The 16,737-nt window shown below is 47.2% G+C and carries 12 protein-coding genes; 4 read left to right on the top strand and 8 right to left on the bottom strand.

All coding sequences use genetic code 11. The features are described 5' to 3' along the window. Positions 1–169 precede the first annotated feature (169 nt). From H5715_RS04945 to H5715_RS04935, 3 genes are read left to right on the top strand one after another with little or no spacing between them, the layout of a single operon-like run. Complete coding sequence (locus H5715_RS04945) at positions 170–1,159, top strand: ABC transporter ATP-binding protein (protein WP_075187931.1); 990 nt, start codon at positions 170–172, stop codon at positions 1,157–1,159. Then, on the top strand, positions 1,149–4,106 hold the full coding sequence (locus tag H5715_RS04940; RefSeq protein ID WP_075187932.1) for a Gldg family protein: 2,958 nt from the start codon (positions 1,149–1,151) through the stop codon (positions 4,104–4,106). The genes H5715_RS04945 and H5715_RS04940 overlap by 11 nt, the downstream gene beginning before the upstream one ends. Beyond that, positions 4,103–5,053, top strand: a complete 951-nt coding sequence (locus H5715_RS04935; protein WP_075187933.1) for a DUF4340 domain-containing protein — start codon at positions 4,103–4,105, stop codon at positions 5,051–5,053. Before H5715_RS04940 ends, H5715_RS04935 begins: the two co-directional genes overlap by 4 nt. Before the next feature lie 85 nt (positions 5,054–5,138). On the opposite strand, the gene H5715_RS04930 is transcribed toward H5715_RS04935, so the two are convergent. Further along, positions 5,139–5,513, bottom strand: coding sequence for a hypothetical protein (locus H5715_RS04930; RefSeq protein ID WP_246434691.1), 375 nt, complete (start codon positions 5,511–5,513; stop codon positions 5,139–5,141). A gap of 266 nt (positions 5,514–5,779) precedes the next feature. On the opposite strand from H5715_RS04930, the gene H5715_RS04925 reads away from it, so the two are divergent. Continuing rightward, entirely contained in the window at positions 5,780–7,570 is a 1,791-nt protein-coding gene (locus tag H5715_RS04925) for a DEAD/DEAH box helicase (protein WP_075187934.1), read from the top strand. A gap of 35 nt (positions 7,571–7,605) precedes the next feature. On the opposite strand, the gene H5715_RS04920 is transcribed toward H5715_RS04925, so the two are convergent. The 7 genes from H5715_RS04920 to H5715_RS04890 form a co-directional block, all read right to left on the bottom strand. Beyond that, positions 7,606–9,393: an alpha-amylase family glycosyl hydrolase gene (locus H5715_RS04920; protein ID WP_075187935.1), complete on the bottom strand. Its 1,788-nt coding sequence runs from the start codon at positions 9,391–9,393 to the stop codon at positions 7,606–7,608. Between the two features lie 193 nt (positions 9,394–9,586). After that, a complete protein-coding gene (locus tag H5715_RS04915) occupies positions 9,587–10,951 on the bottom strand; it encodes a DUF58 domain-containing protein (RefSeq protein WP_246434690.1) in 1,365 nt (454 codons plus the stop codon). After that, entirely contained in the window at positions 10,948–11,961 is a 1,014-nt protein-coding gene (locus H5715_RS04910; RefSeq protein ID WP_075187936.1) for an AAA family ATPase, read from the bottom strand. Before H5715_RS04910 ends, H5715_RS04915 begins: the two co-directional genes overlap by 4 nt. Then, positions 11,958–13,301, bottom strand: a complete 1,344-nt coding sequence (locus H5715_RS04905; protein WP_075187937.1) for a DUF4350 domain-containing protein — start codon at positions 13,299–13,301, stop codon at positions 11,958–11,960. The genes H5715_RS04910 and H5715_RS04905 overlap by 4 nt, the downstream gene beginning before the upstream one ends. Beyond that, positions 13,294–14,877, bottom strand: coding sequence for a hypothetical protein (locus H5715_RS04900; protein WP_075187938.1), 1,584 nt, complete (start codon positions 14,875–14,877; stop codon positions 13,294–13,296). Before H5715_RS04900 ends, H5715_RS04905 begins: the two co-directional genes overlap by 8 nt. Then, positions 14,867–15,820, bottom strand: coding sequence for a stage II sporulation protein M (locus H5715_RS04895; protein WP_075187939.1), 954 nt, complete (start codon positions 15,818–15,820; stop codon positions 14,867–14,869). The genes H5715_RS04900 and H5715_RS04895 overlap by 11 nt, the downstream gene beginning before the upstream one ends. Next, positions 15,817–16,512: an RDD family protein gene (locus H5715_RS04890; protein WP_075187940.1), complete on the bottom strand. Its 696-nt coding sequence runs from the start codon at positions 16,510–16,512 to the stop codon at positions 15,817–15,819. Before H5715_RS04890 ends, H5715_RS04895 begins: the two co-directional genes overlap by 4 nt. Between the last annotated feature and the right edge of the window lie 225 nt (positions 16,513–16,737).

Raw genomic sequence — 16,737 nt, 5'->3', positions numbered from 1 at the left:
AGACTTGATATTTTTGCGGGAGGCACCACCTTCCTTCCGATAAATTCCTACTCGATATGTTAATTAAGGGAACTCTTTAGCAAGAAAAAAGCTCAGAAGAACTCACACTAAAGAAACCACCGTCACAGGTTAATATTTAAACAATAACGTAAAATACTTGGGGTCAGAAATGATTCGTGCGAACAATATCAGTCGGAGCTACGGTAACTTTGCCGCCGTCAACAACGTCTCTTTTCATATAAAGTCTGGCGAAATTGTTGGTTTACTCGGCCATAATGGTGCGGGGAAAACCACAATCATGAAAATGCTGACGGGCTATATTGAGCCCAGCGCAGGCTCTATTGTTATTGATGGCAAAGAGCTGTCAGAAAACGCCAACGACATCCAGCGATCAATAGGCTACCTTCCGGAAAACTTGCCGATATACCCGGAAATGAGCGTGATGGATTACCTATTCTACTGTACTCAGGTTCGCAATATCCCGGAGCAGGCGCAGGAGACTGCAGTTGTTGAAAGCATCAGAAAAACACAGCTCGCCAGTAAAGCTCTGCAGGCTATTGCAACCCTCTCCCGAGGTTTTAAGCAGCGCGTTGGTGTTGCCCAGGCACTTATCCACAACCCTAAAATTTTAATTCTCGACGAACCCACGAACGGCCTCGACCCACATCAAACCCACGAGATGCGGAAACTTATCCGCGGGCTCGCGCAACAGTCTACCGTTATTATTTCCACCCATATTATGCAAGAAGTGGACGCACTCTGTGACCGCGTAATTATTCTCGATAACGGCGAACTCGCCGTTGATCAAAGCTTAGAAGAACTACGCCGCAGCGACACCATTGCACTGCAAACCTCTGCGAATTTAAGCGCAGTGAATGCTCTGTTGGCTAGTTTTTACGTAAACAATCAACTACTGGATTCTGCAGCGGCTGAACTTGTCAGTGACACAAATGGAGTCAACCAGTTCCATCTGCCTACCGGAAGCAATATTGATATTTCAGCCCTAATCGCCTGGATTTGCGAAAAACTTATTGTGGAGGGCCATAAAATTTATGCTATCCACCCAATGCTTCGAGACCTGGAAACCGTATTCCGTAATATTCACTTAAATAAAAACCATTTAGGCGTCGTCGAGCGGGAGGTTAACAATGCTGCTTGATATTCGAAGAGGTCAACAGCCTGTCATTAAAATCGCAAAAAAAGAACTGAAGTTATTTTTTGCGTCACCTATAGCCTATTTGTTTTTGGGCGTATTTATTGCCACGACACTTTTTATTTTCTTCTGGGGTGAATCCTATTTTTCCCGCAATATTTCCGATGTTCGGCCACTATTTGAATGGATGCCTGTATTACTAATTTTCCTCAGCGCTGCACTCACCATGCGCATGTGGAGCGAAGAACGACGTAGCGGCACGCTCGAACACGTTTTGACCTTGCCGGTTTCGAGCTGGCAGTTTGTTCAAGGTAAATTCGCCGCCTGTAAAATTTTACTGCTGGTCGCACTGCTGTTAACGCTACCCCTGCCGATTACTGTTTCGCTGATCGGGAATCTGGATTGGGGGCCAGTAGTCAGTGGTTATATGGCAACCATTCTTTTAGGTGCAGCCTATATTGCCATTGGGCTTTTTGTCTCCAGTCGCAGCGACAATCAAATCGTCAGCCTGATTCTTACCGTTGTTTTATGCACGGTGTTCTATTTGCTCGGTTCGCCTGTACTATTAAAGCTGGTAAGCAATGAAACCGCTGAATGGCTGCGTTTTCTCGGGTCCGGCTCGCGGTTTGAATCCATTACTCGCGGCGTACTGGATATCCGTGATTTTTATTATTACATCAGTGTTGCCGCCGCTTTTCTGGTATTAAATCGCTACAGTCTGGAAAAAGACCGGTGGGCTGATGATGGAGATAAAAAACATCACAACCGCTGGAAGTTTTCTTCGCTACTAATAATTGCCAATTTGTTAATATTTAATCTGGTACTTTCACCCGTTTCTGCGCTGCGTTTAGACACAACAGAGGGACAAATGTACTCCATTAGCGATGCGACTCGGGGATACCTGAATCAATTGCAGGAGCCTCTGTTAATTCGCGGCTATTTCAGCGCAAAAACACATCCACTACTTGCACCGCTCGTCCCAGAAGTACAAGACCTATTAAAAGAATATGCAGCAGAAAGCGAAGGTAAAATACGGGTAGAACTAATAGACCCGGCCACAAATCCAGAAGCGGAAGAGGAAGCCGGAAGTAAATACGGAATTCGACCAGTCCCCTTCCGCGTTGCTGACCGTTATCAATCTGCCGTCATAAATTCCTACTTCAACATTCTGATTCAGTACGGCGATGAATATAAAGTATTGAGCTTTCAGGAACTGATCGAAGTGAAAGCCCAAGGCGAAAGCGACCTGGATATTAAGCTGCGCAATCCCGAATACGATATAACTAATGCCATCAAGCAGGTACTCTATGCTTACCAGTCCGGAGGCAACCTCTTTAACAGTATTCAGGCTAGCGTCCAACTTACCGCCTATGTTTCTACCGAAGACAAACTGCCAGAATCATTGCTGGCATTGAATACGGCACTGCAATCTGTACTTGAAAACACCCGCGATAAATCCAACGGCAAATTCGCCTTTAAATTTATCGACCCAGAAGCCAATGATGGAGCTGTCGCTCAGGAAATTGCTGAAAACTATGGTTTCCAACCGATGGCCTCCAGCTTGTTTGATCTCTCTACTTTTTATTACTATCTGGTATTAAGCAACGACGAGATTGCAGTGCAAATCGCGCTACCTGAAGAGTGGAATGAGGATTCCATTAACCGCGCTCTGGAGTCTGGTCTTAAACGTTTTGCCTCCGGCTTCACCAAAACCATCGGTATTGTTGCACCGCAACCCAACCCTTACGCGGCGCAAATGGGCCAACCTTCTCCCGCCAGTTTCGGCGCGCTTCAACAAATGCTCAATGAGAATATGACGACTAAAAACGTTGAGCTTTCATCTGGAAAAATACCGGAAGATATTGACTTATTGATGGTCTTAGCGCCGGAAAATCTCGATGAAAGATCGGTATTTGCGATCGACCAATATCTAATGCGTGGCGGTACCCTGTTGTTAGCAAGTTCCCCCTTCCTTGCGCAACTCCAGCAGCAAGGTCTGTCTGCAAATACCCACGTATCCAACCTAGAGGACTGGTTGGCTCACCATGGCGTCAGTATCGGTAAATCTTTGGTGATGGATACCCAAAACTCTGCTTTCCCCATCCCCGTCACCCGTCAAGTAGGTATGTTCGCCGTGCAGGAAATCGACATGCTGGACTACCCCTACTTCCTTGAGTTACGCGACGCGGGACTGAGCCAGACAAACCCAGTCACCTCCGGCCTCCAACAGCTGAGCGTGCCCTGGGCATCTCCCATCACATTGGATGCATCCAAAAACGCTAAGCGAAGCTCTGTCGTTCTGGCAAAAAGCTCCGGCACCACATGGTTAAGTGACGACCTGGATATCAACCCCAAAACGCGGGAGGACGGTAGCACCGGTTTTGATGTTGGGGCGTTCGTTGGCGAACAATCGCTTTCGGTTGTATTAACCGGTCGTTTTAGATCGTTCTATTCCGGTAAGGAATCCCCGTTACTAAAGCGGGAAGCGGCCGAAACCCAAGAAGAGGAGAAAACAGAAGGTACATCCGAAGACGATAAGGAAGTGCTCAGTAACATCATCGAGCACTCCCCCGAATCCGCACGCCTAATTGTTATCGCCTCTAACAGCTTTGCCGAGGATGGTGTGCTACGCCTACAAAGCTCCATGGCCGGCAACAACTACGTCAACCCTTTGCAGTTTGTCATTAATGCCGCTGAGTGGAGCCTTGAGGACGAAGGCTTGCTCAGTATTCGTTCCCGCAGCCACTTCAATCGCACTCTGCCCCCCCTGGGCGATAAGCAGCGACAATTCTGGGAACTGCTCAACTACGGTCTGGCAATCGTCTCTCTGCTTGCGATATACCTCGTGGTTCTCTGGCGCCAGCGAATGACCCGGGCGAATTACCAAAAAATTCTGAGCACTCTCATTACCACCGATGCTGATGCCAACAGCCAGAAAGGAGTTCACGCATGAATAAAGCCATACAGTTTCTGACTCTGTTGCTGGTACTGCAGGTAGTCTTGGTCTTAGGTACCAAGCTGGTCACAAACAACAGTGAAGCCGCTAACAAGCCTGAGCCACTGGCTAAAGGTCTAAACGAAACGACAGAGCTTGTGATCACCGACGGTAAAAACAGGGTTCGACTAACAAAAGATGGCGAACAATGGCGCCTGCCAGATTACGGCAGGCTGTTGGTTTCACCAGGAAAAATGGAAGAGCTCCTGCAAAAACTCTCAAAGCTTAAAGCAGGCTGGCCAGTAGCCAGCTCTAGCCACGCGGCGGAACGTTTTGAAGTTGCGGAAGATAACGCTCAAAAAACCCTGGAGCTCTCAAACAATGGCAAAAGAATTGCGACGCTATACTTGGGCACCAGCCCGAGCTATCGAAAAGTTCATGTTCGCGTAAACGACGAGCAGGATATCCATATTATTGAGCTGGCTCAGCACGAAGCTCCAGCTGAACCGGAACTCTGGTTTGACAAAACACTGCTTGGCTTTGAAGGCCTTATAACCGAAGCCAAGACCGATAGCTTCACTCTCACCAATATTATCGATACAGAAAGCGACAATACCCAGTGGTTCTTATCTCCTTCGGATGCAAACAAAGCACTCGATAACGGCGCAATTGACGCCTGGATCAAGCGTTTTAATAACCTGCTAGTTAACAAGCTGATGGTAGATGGAGATGCGATACAAAGTATTGTTATTCAAAACCCTGTGTTCACCATCAACCTGAAGGGAAAAGAGCGTAGCGCCAATTATGCGTTCTACTCTCATAGCGAGAAACTGTACGTAAAACAATTCGGCCAGACGCCGGTATTTGAAATTGCGAGCTATCAAGCAGACCCTATTATAGATATGGATATAGCGCACTTTTATCTCGGAACCGAAACTCCCGGCATAGATACTTCTGCCAAATAACACTCGGCCTAATTAGGCACAGCCTTCATTCGTAAAAATAAAAAAGGCTGTGCCTACTTCTTGGGCAAGACGTAGCTCTATCAGGCTAAGACTCGTTCGCATTAGTGAAAATCTGCAGCACGTTATTAAAGATGTGCATCTCCTCTTTGGAGGTAAACGTAATACGCAGCTCAATTACAGCACCCTGATTGTTCGACAACAAGCGACAATAGACCACACGCGTTTTAGCGCGAATACGCTCCATCTTCCCGCGGTACTCCACGTACAATTCAATATTGGCATCGGAACCCAAAGACAGCGCATAGGGAAAATTAATAACAAAACCTCCTTTAGCCACAGCCTTAATATAAGTCTCGCACAATTGCCGGTCCGGCGTCATAACACGAGCCTTCCACTGAACGATATAATGAGGTTTTGCTAGCCGCTGCTGTGTCAAAATAGTACTTCCGAGCTCCATCATGATTGAAAGGAAACTCCATAAGTGTAGACAGAATCAGACCGCTCGCATCCTAACGTTAAACGAATCCAAGTCACTATTGCCCCCCAAAAGCAGCACCTAAACCCTAGCAAACTGCCTTTAAATACATTTCCCTACAATAAAATCACTTCCACACTGTTACCATTGCAGCACCTTTGCTATTATCTGCGCCTTTTTCTAGTTCCCCATCCCGCAATTTCGCTCAGGGTCAGCTAAACTCCATTAACTGCCCACCTACAAGGATATCCATGCCCGAAGACACAAACGATTCCGTCGACAACTTTGCCGATCTTAACCTCCCAGGCTACATACTCAAGGCACTCAGCCATGTGGGTTATGAAACACCTTCACCCATTCAGGCAGCGACTATTCCAGCGCTTATAAAAGGCGGCGATCTACTCGGCATGGCACAAACCGGCACAGGTAAGACAGCCGCGTTTGCCTTACCTATTCTAGCCAATATCGATCTTAAGCAGACCAAGCCCCAAGCTTTGGTACTGTGCCCAACGCGGGAACTGGCCTTACAGGTTGCTGAAGCATTTCAGGCCTATGCGTCTGAAATGAAAGGTTTTCACGTGATGCCAATCTATGGTGGCCACGACATGCGTGCCCAGCTGCGGGGGCTGCAGCGTGGCGTACACGTTATTGTTGGTACACCGGGTCGACTGCTCGACCACCTCGATCGTCGCAGCCTGGATCTAAGCCAACTTAAAACTCTGGTTCTGGATGAGGCCGACGAGATGTTGCGCATGGGCTTTAACGAAGATGTTGAAGCGATTTTGGACAAAACACCTGGCGACAGGCAAATTGCTCTTTTTTCAGCAACTATGCCACCGCCCATTCGCCGCGTAGCTGACAAGTACCTAAAAAAGCCAACGGAAATTCGTATTGAATCTGCGGTTGCCACTAACGAAAATATTGAACAACACTACTGGTTGGTGTCTGGTACAAACAAGCTCGAGGCGCTTACCCGAATTCTTGAAGTGGAAGAGTTCGATGGCATGCTTATTTTCGTGCGAACCAAAACCGCCACAGCAGACCTTTCTGAAAAGCTGAACGCCCGAGGATTTTCGGCAGCACCACTCAACGGTGATATGAACCAAGCCCTGCGCCAACGCACGGTTGAACAGCTGAAGAATGGTCAGCTAGATATGGTTATTGCTACTGATGTCGCCGCCCGGGGCCTGGATGTTGACAGAATCAGCCACGTTCTAAACTACGATATTCCCTACGACGACGAGGCCTATGTTCACCGTATTGGCCGTACCGGTCGCGCGGGCCGTAAAGGTAAGGCCATTCTTTTTGTTGCGCCACGCGAGCGGCGAATGCTGCGTTCGATAGAAAATACCACGCGTCAGAAAATTACCCAGATGCACCTGCCCTCACGGGACGATCTTATTGATCGCCGTGCTGCCATATTCAAAAGCTCAGTGGCTGAGGCATTAAACAACGAGGATAAAAGCTTCTTCCAGCGAATTGTCGGTGAACTCTGCCATGAGCAGGAAGCCAGCCCGGAAGATATTGCTGCAGCGCTCGCGTATTTACTGCAAAAAGATCGCCCCTTGCTGCCACCAAAAGACAAACCGAAGAAGCCAGAAAAACCGACTAAAGAGCTTTGGGAAAGAGGCAAGGATAGTGACGACAAAGGTATTCCAAACCTTGGTAACGCTCAGTCGCTACGCGATTACCCAGAAATTGTTATGGAACGCTTCCGCATTGCTGTGGGCCACAACGATGAGGTGACGCCGCGAGAGATTGTTGGCGCCATAGCCAATGAAGCCGATATTGATGGCCGCTATATAGGTCATATTAAAATTTACGACGCTTTCAGTACCGTAGACCTACCAGCAGGTATGCCTAACGATCTGTTATCAGAACTCAAAAAAACCCGCGTAAAGCAACGCCCAATCAATATTGAACGTGTTGCAGCAAGCAGTAACACAGCCAACAACGATGCTCCAAATCGTCCACGCAAGCCTAGAAAGGACAGAAAGCCACGTCACACGTCCGACGCCAAACGGAAACGCAAAGATAGTTAGTCAATAAAAGGCCGGTGAGGAATCACCGGCCTTTTTTAATAGCGCTCCAGTACAATCGCACCGTGGGCTGGAACATGTACATTGTGGATATAGTGATGCTTATCTCCACCGCGTGTTGCTTCTTTATCACCGAATAAATTAAATACGGGCCAGCTGGTATTCGCCAGCTCCTTATAATACCCCTCCACATGAAGGTCGTAATCGTAAAATACCTGATCATTAAAGTTTAACACCACCAAATATTTCCCATTACTGCGTGTAAATGCAACCACACCGTTGTCGTTGTGAAGATGATTAATCTCGATACTATCAGCCGACCAGGTCCACATATCCCGCTTTCGAATTTTAGCGATGGTTTTGTACCAGGCCAGAATTTTACTTTGCTGGGGGTCATGTTCGTATCTATCCAAATCCAAATAATGCTCCCACCAACGGCTGCCATCGCTGGCTACACCGTTCTGACCGAACTGCATCCACTCCCCTGCTTCCTGTCCCATAAATATCATTGGAATACCGCGAGACAGCAAAGTCAGGCAAGCAGACACCTGTGAAATATTCCAGCCCCTGCCATTACGCGCCACATGAGCGATGCGTGCATCTTCATTCCCGACTTCATCGTGAGACTCCGTGTAGTTAATACTATCGTGCCAGCTGTCACCATAATAGGTCAGTGCTGCTTTTAATTTATCCAGGTGGTCACCCCGAATAACGGCCTTGGCATTATCATGGTAAGCATCGCACCATTGGCTATCAAATGGTGCGTGGTGCTCACCGCTCCATGAGGAGCCAATAACTTCCTGCGTCACATACCAGTTATCGGGAAGTTCCTCAGCAATCAACAGTAGTTTTGGATCGATCGATTTTAATTTATGCCGCAGTTCCAATAAAAAATTCCAGCCACTTTCACGACCCGGTTGACGCACATGGTTCACCCACCGATCCCCCATGTGCATAATGTGGGACATATCGAAGCGGAACCCATCAATATGGTATTCTTCTGTCAGAAAACAAAGATTATTGATCAGAAAGTGGCGAGTAACGTCGCTACCATAATTAAACATCGGCCCCCAATCAGTATCGCCGGAAAAATATTCTTCGTGATCGATATTCCACAAAATATTGTCTCTATTCCCACTGTGATTCAACACCACATCTAAAATAACAGCCATGCCATTCTGGTGGCAGCTATCCACAAGTGCTTTCAAATCATTTGGCGTACCGTAAGAGGTCTCTATGGCATAAAGGAATACGCCGTTATATCCCCAACTATCATCCTGAGAGAAAGCGTTAACAGGTAACAACTCCAATGCAGTAAAACCGAGCTCTCGAATATAAGTGCTAACTTCATTCGTGAGTCTAGGAATGGGATTTGACGTTGAACGATGACTGAAGCGAGCGGGATGAACTTGGTAGATGGCGTAATATTCCCAGCCGGGCCTTTGCCAACTTTGATCGTGCCACCAATAATTATTTTCGGTAACAATCGAACTGCAAGTAAGCGTCGTATCTTCAATATTTCGCGCGGCAGGGTCCTGCGTTAAATGCCAGGAATTTTCGCCCCTATACTTAAGCCGAAACTTGTATTTATCACCCGCCTTCGGCAGCTGAGAGAATTCCTGAGGCTTAACCCTAGCCCCCCAAAACTTTCCACTTTCTGTTTTCTGCAACTGTAGTGGTGAAGCTTCCCAGTGCGTAAAATCACCGACCAGCTGTACATTCGAAGCCAGAGTTGGCGCGTGAAATATAGCAAACCATGCTCCATCACAAAAATAAAAGCCAGGCGCACGATCATTAAATATTTCGGTATCAGTTAAACCGTTCATAGCACTAACCTCCATGTAAACCCATATAACATAGAGGTTACCGCATAAAATCAGCACAGATGTTTATTTAGGTACCACCTGAGGCGATATTGGCACATAGAATTTACTATGTATCGAACACGGAAAATGAAGGGATGGATATTATACTGAGGGGAATGTTCAAGAATTGAATTACCCGCCGGCAAACGAGTACTTACAACCGTCCGCTACGCTTGAGTTTAAAATACTCGTTCACCAGTTCGATATGTAAATTTTGTGGGAGAGAGTCGGTCATAATGACACCCCTGCCCTGCAGCTTCGCCAGGGCTCTGCGCCTGCGCCGAACGGTTTCTGTCATGCCACAGTAACTTAGGGCAGAAGAAAAATTACTCACCGGCTCATTCAGTTTTTTATCCAAATACACTTCGCGCAGGCTTGCCACCATAACGATATGTTTTTTGGATAATAGCTCGGTAGCGACAACAAGGTCTTCTGACTCCTCGTCCCTGATATTGGAAATAAGAATGACCAATGCCCGCTTACTATTTCGCTGTAAAAATTTTTCCGCCGCTTGCAGGTAATCACTGGTTTCCAGACTACTGTGTAAATCGTAGAGCTGATTGAGAATCGTATTAATACGTGCAGGGCCTTTTAGCGGAGCGAGCCAGCGCTCATCGCCGGCAAAGCTCATCATGCCTACGGCATCGCCCTGCCTTAAAGCTACATAGCTGGTGAGCAACAAAGCATTTAAAGCATGATCGAAGTGGCTGATATGGTCGTCTTTCGCCCGCAACCTGCGCCCGCAATCCAGCATAAAAACAACATCCTGATCACGCTCATCCTGATACTCTCTGGAGATAGGTTTACGCTGGCGCGACGTTGCCTTCCAATCGATTTGCCGCAACGAATCGCCTTCACGAAACTCACGCAACTGATGAAAATCACTACCCTCGCCGCGACGCTGCTGCAGATGAACTCCCATTTGAGCAATCTGATGCTCCAGGCCTATACCGGCAGAGTTCGCAATCGGAGCAAAGTTGGGATAAATTTTGACCGCTTCTTCGCCACCCACCCATTGCAGCTTTTGCCACAAGCCCCAGCGCGTACTCACCCGTAAACCAGTTAGACCAAAGCGCGCCTCTCCACGTTTTATGGGTAGTACAGGATAGATAACTTTTTTGCTGCTAACTGGCGCTAGCGTGAGCGTGAAAGGTAGCTCTTCGGCCTCAATACAATCGGGATAGAGCTCCGTTACGTCCAGGGTTACCGAAAACGGATAGCCATTTCGAATATCCAACGCAACAGAAGCTTTTACCCCTAGAGCCAAACTATGAGGTAGTTCGCGAACCACAGAAAGTTTCCAAAAACGTCTATGACGGAGAAAATCAAACACAAGTCCCAGTAACAACAGGCCGGAACTCAACCACCAAAGTAACTCCAACGAACCAAATTTCACGTTATCAACCAGTAAATCGGTTTCCACAGGGCTCGAAACGGAAAATAAACGCGCAGCAAACACTACCAGTGCAAACAGCATCCAGCCGACCAGAATTTTTAGCAGATTTGGGCCTGGCCTCATAAGCGCGGCGCATCCACACCGTTGAAAATTTTGGCTAGAACCTGGTCAACGTTAAAACCATCAATCTCCATTTCTGCAGAAAGTGCAACCCGGTGACGTAAAACCGGCAACGTCATTTGCTTAACGTCATCCGGCAATACAAAATCTGAACCCCGCAAAAGAGCATGAGCACGAGCACAGCGTATCAGGCCGATACAGGCCCTGGTACCCGCCCCTCGCGTTAGTGCTGTGGTATCTCTTGTCGCCCTTACCAGGCGAACCGCGTAATCAGTAACCTGATCATCCACCACAATATCGGCCACGGTTTTTTGCAGTCTAAACACCTGTTCCGGGCTCAATATGGGAGAATCATCTTTAAATGCGTCTTGATCATCGACAAAACCCGTAGTGACCAGTTTAGTTAACCGTATCTCATCTTCGTGGGTTGGATAATCGATTAATACTTTCATCAGAAAACGATCGAGCTGTGCTTCAGGTAGCGGGTAGGTTCCCTCCTGCTCAATCGGATTTTGTGTAGCCATCACCATAAAAGGTCTTGGTAATTCTTTTGCTGTTCCTTCTAACGTAACCTGGCGCTCCTGCATTACTTCCAGCAGGGCTGCCTGGGTTTTGGCTGGAGCACGGTTAATCTCATCGGCCAATAAAATATTGGTAAATACCGGGCCTTTGCGCAAACGAAATTTACTTTCGTTCATATCGAACAACACATGGCCGGTAATGTCCGCTGGCATTAGATCGGGAGTAAACTGTATACGCTTAAACTCGCCGTCAAAACAATTCGCCATTAAACGCACCAACAGCGTCTTACCCAAACCGGGAACGCCTTCAACCAGCACATGACCATTTGAGAGCAACGCAATTAATATCTGATCAACGACGTCCTCCTGACCTATCAGCTCAGAGTTAATTCTCTCTCGCAGCTTAGCGATAATCGACTGCGTCTGCACCAGCTCTTCGCTCTCCGGTGGAGCGCTGTCAGCTGGCGTTTCAATTTCGTTATTTTCAGTCATAAGCTTTCTCTGATTTTCTGAAGTATTCGAACTGTTTGATAAAAACTTTCTTCATTTAGATCTTCGTTAGATTCCATTGCCGCACTAACGGCGCTACTATCCAGCTTACAGGCGAGAGATAGTAAATTGACCCGTTCATTCTGCTCGGCGGAATCGTACCCCGCTATCAACTTTTCGGCCTGCTGTTGAATTTCCTCACGCACCGGCGCCAAAAGCGACCCCTGCCAGCCCCCCCGCCACATATAACCAGCACTGGCCTGAATATGTTCAGCAGAAGATCTACGCACCTGAATATTTTCCTCACGGATCGGGCCAAAACGGCGAATATTGAACCAAATCCAGGCGCAAATAAATACACCCAATGCCAATAGCAATTCAGGCATAAACACCACCAACATATACCACAGTGAGGGCATATTTGAGCCATAGACAATGGCGGCTGTAGCCCCCCCCGTCAGAATGTACCAAAGATAGGCGTGCTCAAAGTTGGCGATATTTTCCGAACGAAAAATTTCGGAGTCTGATATCACCGTTACCAGACCATCTCCCGAGTTGAGCTGTAAAAAATGCGTTCCATTATTCTCTCCACGCCAGTAGGTAGGCTGATATTTTTCTTCATCCCAGTCCTCCTCATCGAAGGCCGGATGGCTTATGGCTATTTCTGGATTAAATTCAATTCGGAGTTCGCCTGGCACATCTTCGAAAGTAAGCTTTGTAAGCAGCTCTGCGTCCACTGTCTTTTCGTATTCCAAGGTGTTTTCCTGGGGCGATTTTTCCTCTTCGCTTTCTCCCAGCAAGCCCTGCTTTTTCAAATTTTCATTGAACTCCCGAAGCTGATCGATAAACTTTTTCTTATTCTCTACTTCGCGGTTTTTCTTCTCTTCTTCAGTAAGCTCATCATCTTCAGCTTCATCGAAAATATCATTATCAAAAACGCTACGCTTAAAATCGGTTGTATGGAGTTTGATATCAAAGTATTCGAATAACCGATCTCTTTCCTCTCCAGATGGCCGCTGCGCCGCGACAATCAAATGCCCTCCGGCATTCACCCAACCAAGAAGCTCCTGCATTCGATTTTCGGACAAAACCTGGCCACTTTGGGTAATAAACAAGGTATCGTAGGAATCAAGAGAGGCAATTTTTAAAATGCTATCGACACTCTCTACCGTCACTCCATAGGTTTCACTGAATTTTCCAATAGCCAAAAAGGGATTTTTCTGGGCATTTCTTCCCCAACCTAAATCCCTTTCTTCATCGTAATACTCAAAAAAAGTGTAGATTAAGTAACCAATCAACACAGCTAACAAGCCGGAAAGCAGAATACTAACGCGGTTATTCATGGGGGAACACCTCCCGCCAGTTATCACACAGCTTAGTAATTTGTTCGCTTTCGGGCACAATGTGCCCATAGGCCAATTGCTGCCAGCACCCCGTTAAGGCAGTAAAATAGTGGCTCAAGAGTTTGTTACCACGGGTTTTTACTATCGCGACACACTCACCTTCCGTGTTGCTGTCGGCAAAAGTGAACTCGTATTCGTGAATTAACCCGGTTAGCATGGCGCGATACAGTAAACTAACGGCGGCTCGGTGATCTCCCGACTGCCACAATGTAAATACTGTTGCAGGAATATCATCAGGTAGACTTTCTTTCGTTACATCCAGCCCAAACATAACCTCTGGAGGCGCTTGGACAAGAGACTTTTTATCCGTCGTAGAGACAAAATCAGAAATATTTTTGCGAAAGCGATACATTATATAAATGACGATAAAAATCGCCAGCCCCCACAAAACATACTCAATATACGCCATAGGTGCTTTCAAAAATCGACCAATGCCTGCGAAAACGTCGGCATTATCGAACATAAATTCCGCTAGCCAAATCAACCACTCTGGAATTTCGTCGGGATCACTCAATTGCCAGTCTTTTACGCGCCAACCACTTACCTGCTCAATACGATGAAAATCTTTATCTTCCAAAACGTTAAAAATTTGTTCTTTCGCCCATTCGGCTTCAGAGCCTGTTGTCGTATCGACTTCATTCACGACCGCAACCATTTCAGCTGCACTCTTAAGCTCGTCAGCAAAAGTGGATTGTACCGGCGCAACAATAAAGGCAAAGGATAAAACACAGGTACATATTAAAGTGGATAATAGTTTACCCGGCCGAATATCCATTTTTTGGGCATAGGCCGATGCCAAATGCCGAAAACGAATTTCGATATCCCAAGCTTCCAAATCTATACGTCGGCTGATATACAAAGCAAAACCAGAAACCGCGAAAAATGGCCCCACTAAACACATTGAGCAGAAATACAGGATATTAACAAGCCACACGATGACGTCTTCCTGCTCAACAAATAAACCTAGATAATCAATCTCCACCTGCTCCGGAACCATCATCACAAGAAAAACAAAAAGCCCCAGAGTAAGGAAGCTTTCAGTAAACACTCCGACTACCGTTAACCAAGAAGCGGCGCCCGCGTGCCTCCGATGCAGAATGGCCTGTCTTGATGATCGTTGTTTTCCCTTTACGTGCTCCAGAACGGTAAGTGGCATATCGAACGAGCGGGTAAAACTAAAACGGCGTAACGTCAGCGATAAAAACAAGTCAGTTTTGTACAACCGCCAGAGATTGCGTAACACATCGCGCACGCCCGTAGGCTCACCAAACAAACGTCGGCTAGCAATATAGAGCGCGCCCCTGTCCCACAGCGGTTTTAACCACCATACAACGAAGTAGGAAAGCCAGTTTTCCTGCACGAACAGCAGGCTTATTACAACAAAAACAACAGCGCTTGGAATCATCCAGCTTAGAAACAGCGGCCACCACCATGCCCGCGCCATAACACAGCCCAGATCTAATGCCTCCCAAGGAGAGCGCTCCCGCGCTTCGACACTAATACGATCAAGATCCATAGCGCCTGCCCGAAAAAATAAAATAACCAATAACAGCAATCCAGAGCGCGATACCCACAATATATTTAAGCATGGAAGGTAATGATGTTGTGGATGACCAGAATGCTTCAATAAATGCCGCAATTAGCAGCATAAGCGTTGTTCCGTATACAATTACAATCGAATCTTTGCCCGCTGTGCGCAATGATTGCAACAATGTTTGCCTGCCTCGATTTATCATTGCATAACCCAGCTTCAAACCCGCTGCACCGCTGAATACGATCGCCGTGAGTTCGAACGAACCATGACCAGCAACAAACGGATAGAACGTGCTGCCGTAATCAAGCTGAGTCAGGTGCCCAGTCACACCTCCGATGCTTATACCGTTAAACACCATAAAAAAAATCGAGCCCAAACCGAATAAAATGCCGCCAGCAAAAGAACGAAAGCTAACCCCAATATTATTTTGAATATAGTGACCAAACATCATGATATCGGTTGTCGTATCCCGATCACGCCCAATTTTTCGATTGGCAGGATCATACATGGACTCCATCATGCGAACCTGCTCTTGGGACATAAAGCTGTAGATAAACTCTTCATTCACATAGCAGGCCAGCGCCATACCGATAAAAGGCAGTAGAAAGAGCGCGAGAGATACATAGACAAAACGACGATTCCGGCGAATGGCCTGCGGAAAACCGGCCACCAAGAAATCTAGCCACTGAAAATGAAACCGGTGATTATGCTGATAAAACAGGTGGTGAGCTTTAATAACCCGTTCATTCAGTTGATCGACCAATTGCGGGCTGTAACGACGATGCTTGGCTATAGCAAGCTGATGACACAACTCTCTGAACAGTTCGGGAAAGCGTTTGTCTGATGAGCGCGAACGACTATCCAGGATTTTATCCAGCTGCAACCAACTCTTCTGGTGGAGTGATTCAAAACTCTGTTGTTTCATTTTCGATTCCCCAGCAGCCAATTACCCACGCCCTGTAGATACATAACCGCATCGGGGCCTTTCTTCTGCGTAACATCCTGAAGAATTTCGGCTAACTCCTGCTTTCGCCCTGTTGAAAGTTGCCCATGGCGTTGCGCGTAGCCCGTCAGTGCAACTTGGTCTTCCAATGTTAGCGCAACGGGTGGAGGGTACGCCGTCACCTCAGGAAGCTCATTGCCCTGCTTCTTGGTCACACGACGATGAACCACCACAGAACCCGCAGCCAAATCGCCCATACGCTGAAAATGCCGGGTACTGCACATAGCAAACAACCCCAATACGTAGCATGCAGGCAACATATCTGCCGCACGTAGGAGGTTACGAATTAAAGACGTGCTCCAGGTAACTGGCGTAAGGTCATCGTTGACCACGGCAATCTCCATCGCCTTTTTGCCGGGCGTTTGCCCTTGGCGCAGCACTTCAAAGAGTACTGGGTAAAACCACTCGAAGATAAACATTAATATAAAGTATATGCCCCAGCCGGCCTCGCCCAGAAAGGCCAGCACAATGAGCACCAAACCCAGAATCACAGCACGTAGGGTGAAATCGAGGGTATACGCCAATATACGGGGAACAGGCCCAGCGAGCTGAGCAGTGAGATCTATTGCCTCGGGGGTTTCAACGTGATAACTGGTATCCAACAACTTGTGCATATCCTTCGCTAAGACAAACCATCATTATTATGAGCGAAACGCGAAAAGGCAGTGCATAAGCACTGCCTTTTGCATTGTCCAGTTTTTCTGGCACACATCAGGTAACAAGCTTTTGAATATACCCCTTTCCCCCCACCATGATCAAGGATTAGCATGCCATTTCTACACCACCAGGATAAACTTAGGGTAATCGAAAGCCAAAACTGATGATACTTTCCACGCCGA

The organism is Teredinibacter haidensis (assembly GCF_014211975.1).
Taxonomy (GTDB): Bacteria; Pseudomonadota; Gammaproteobacteria; order Pseudomonadales; family Cellvibrionaceae; genus Teredinibacter; species Teredinibacter haidensis.
Note: the sequence above shows the minus strand (reverse complement) of the source record. Positions and strands in the feature narration are given on the sequence as shown.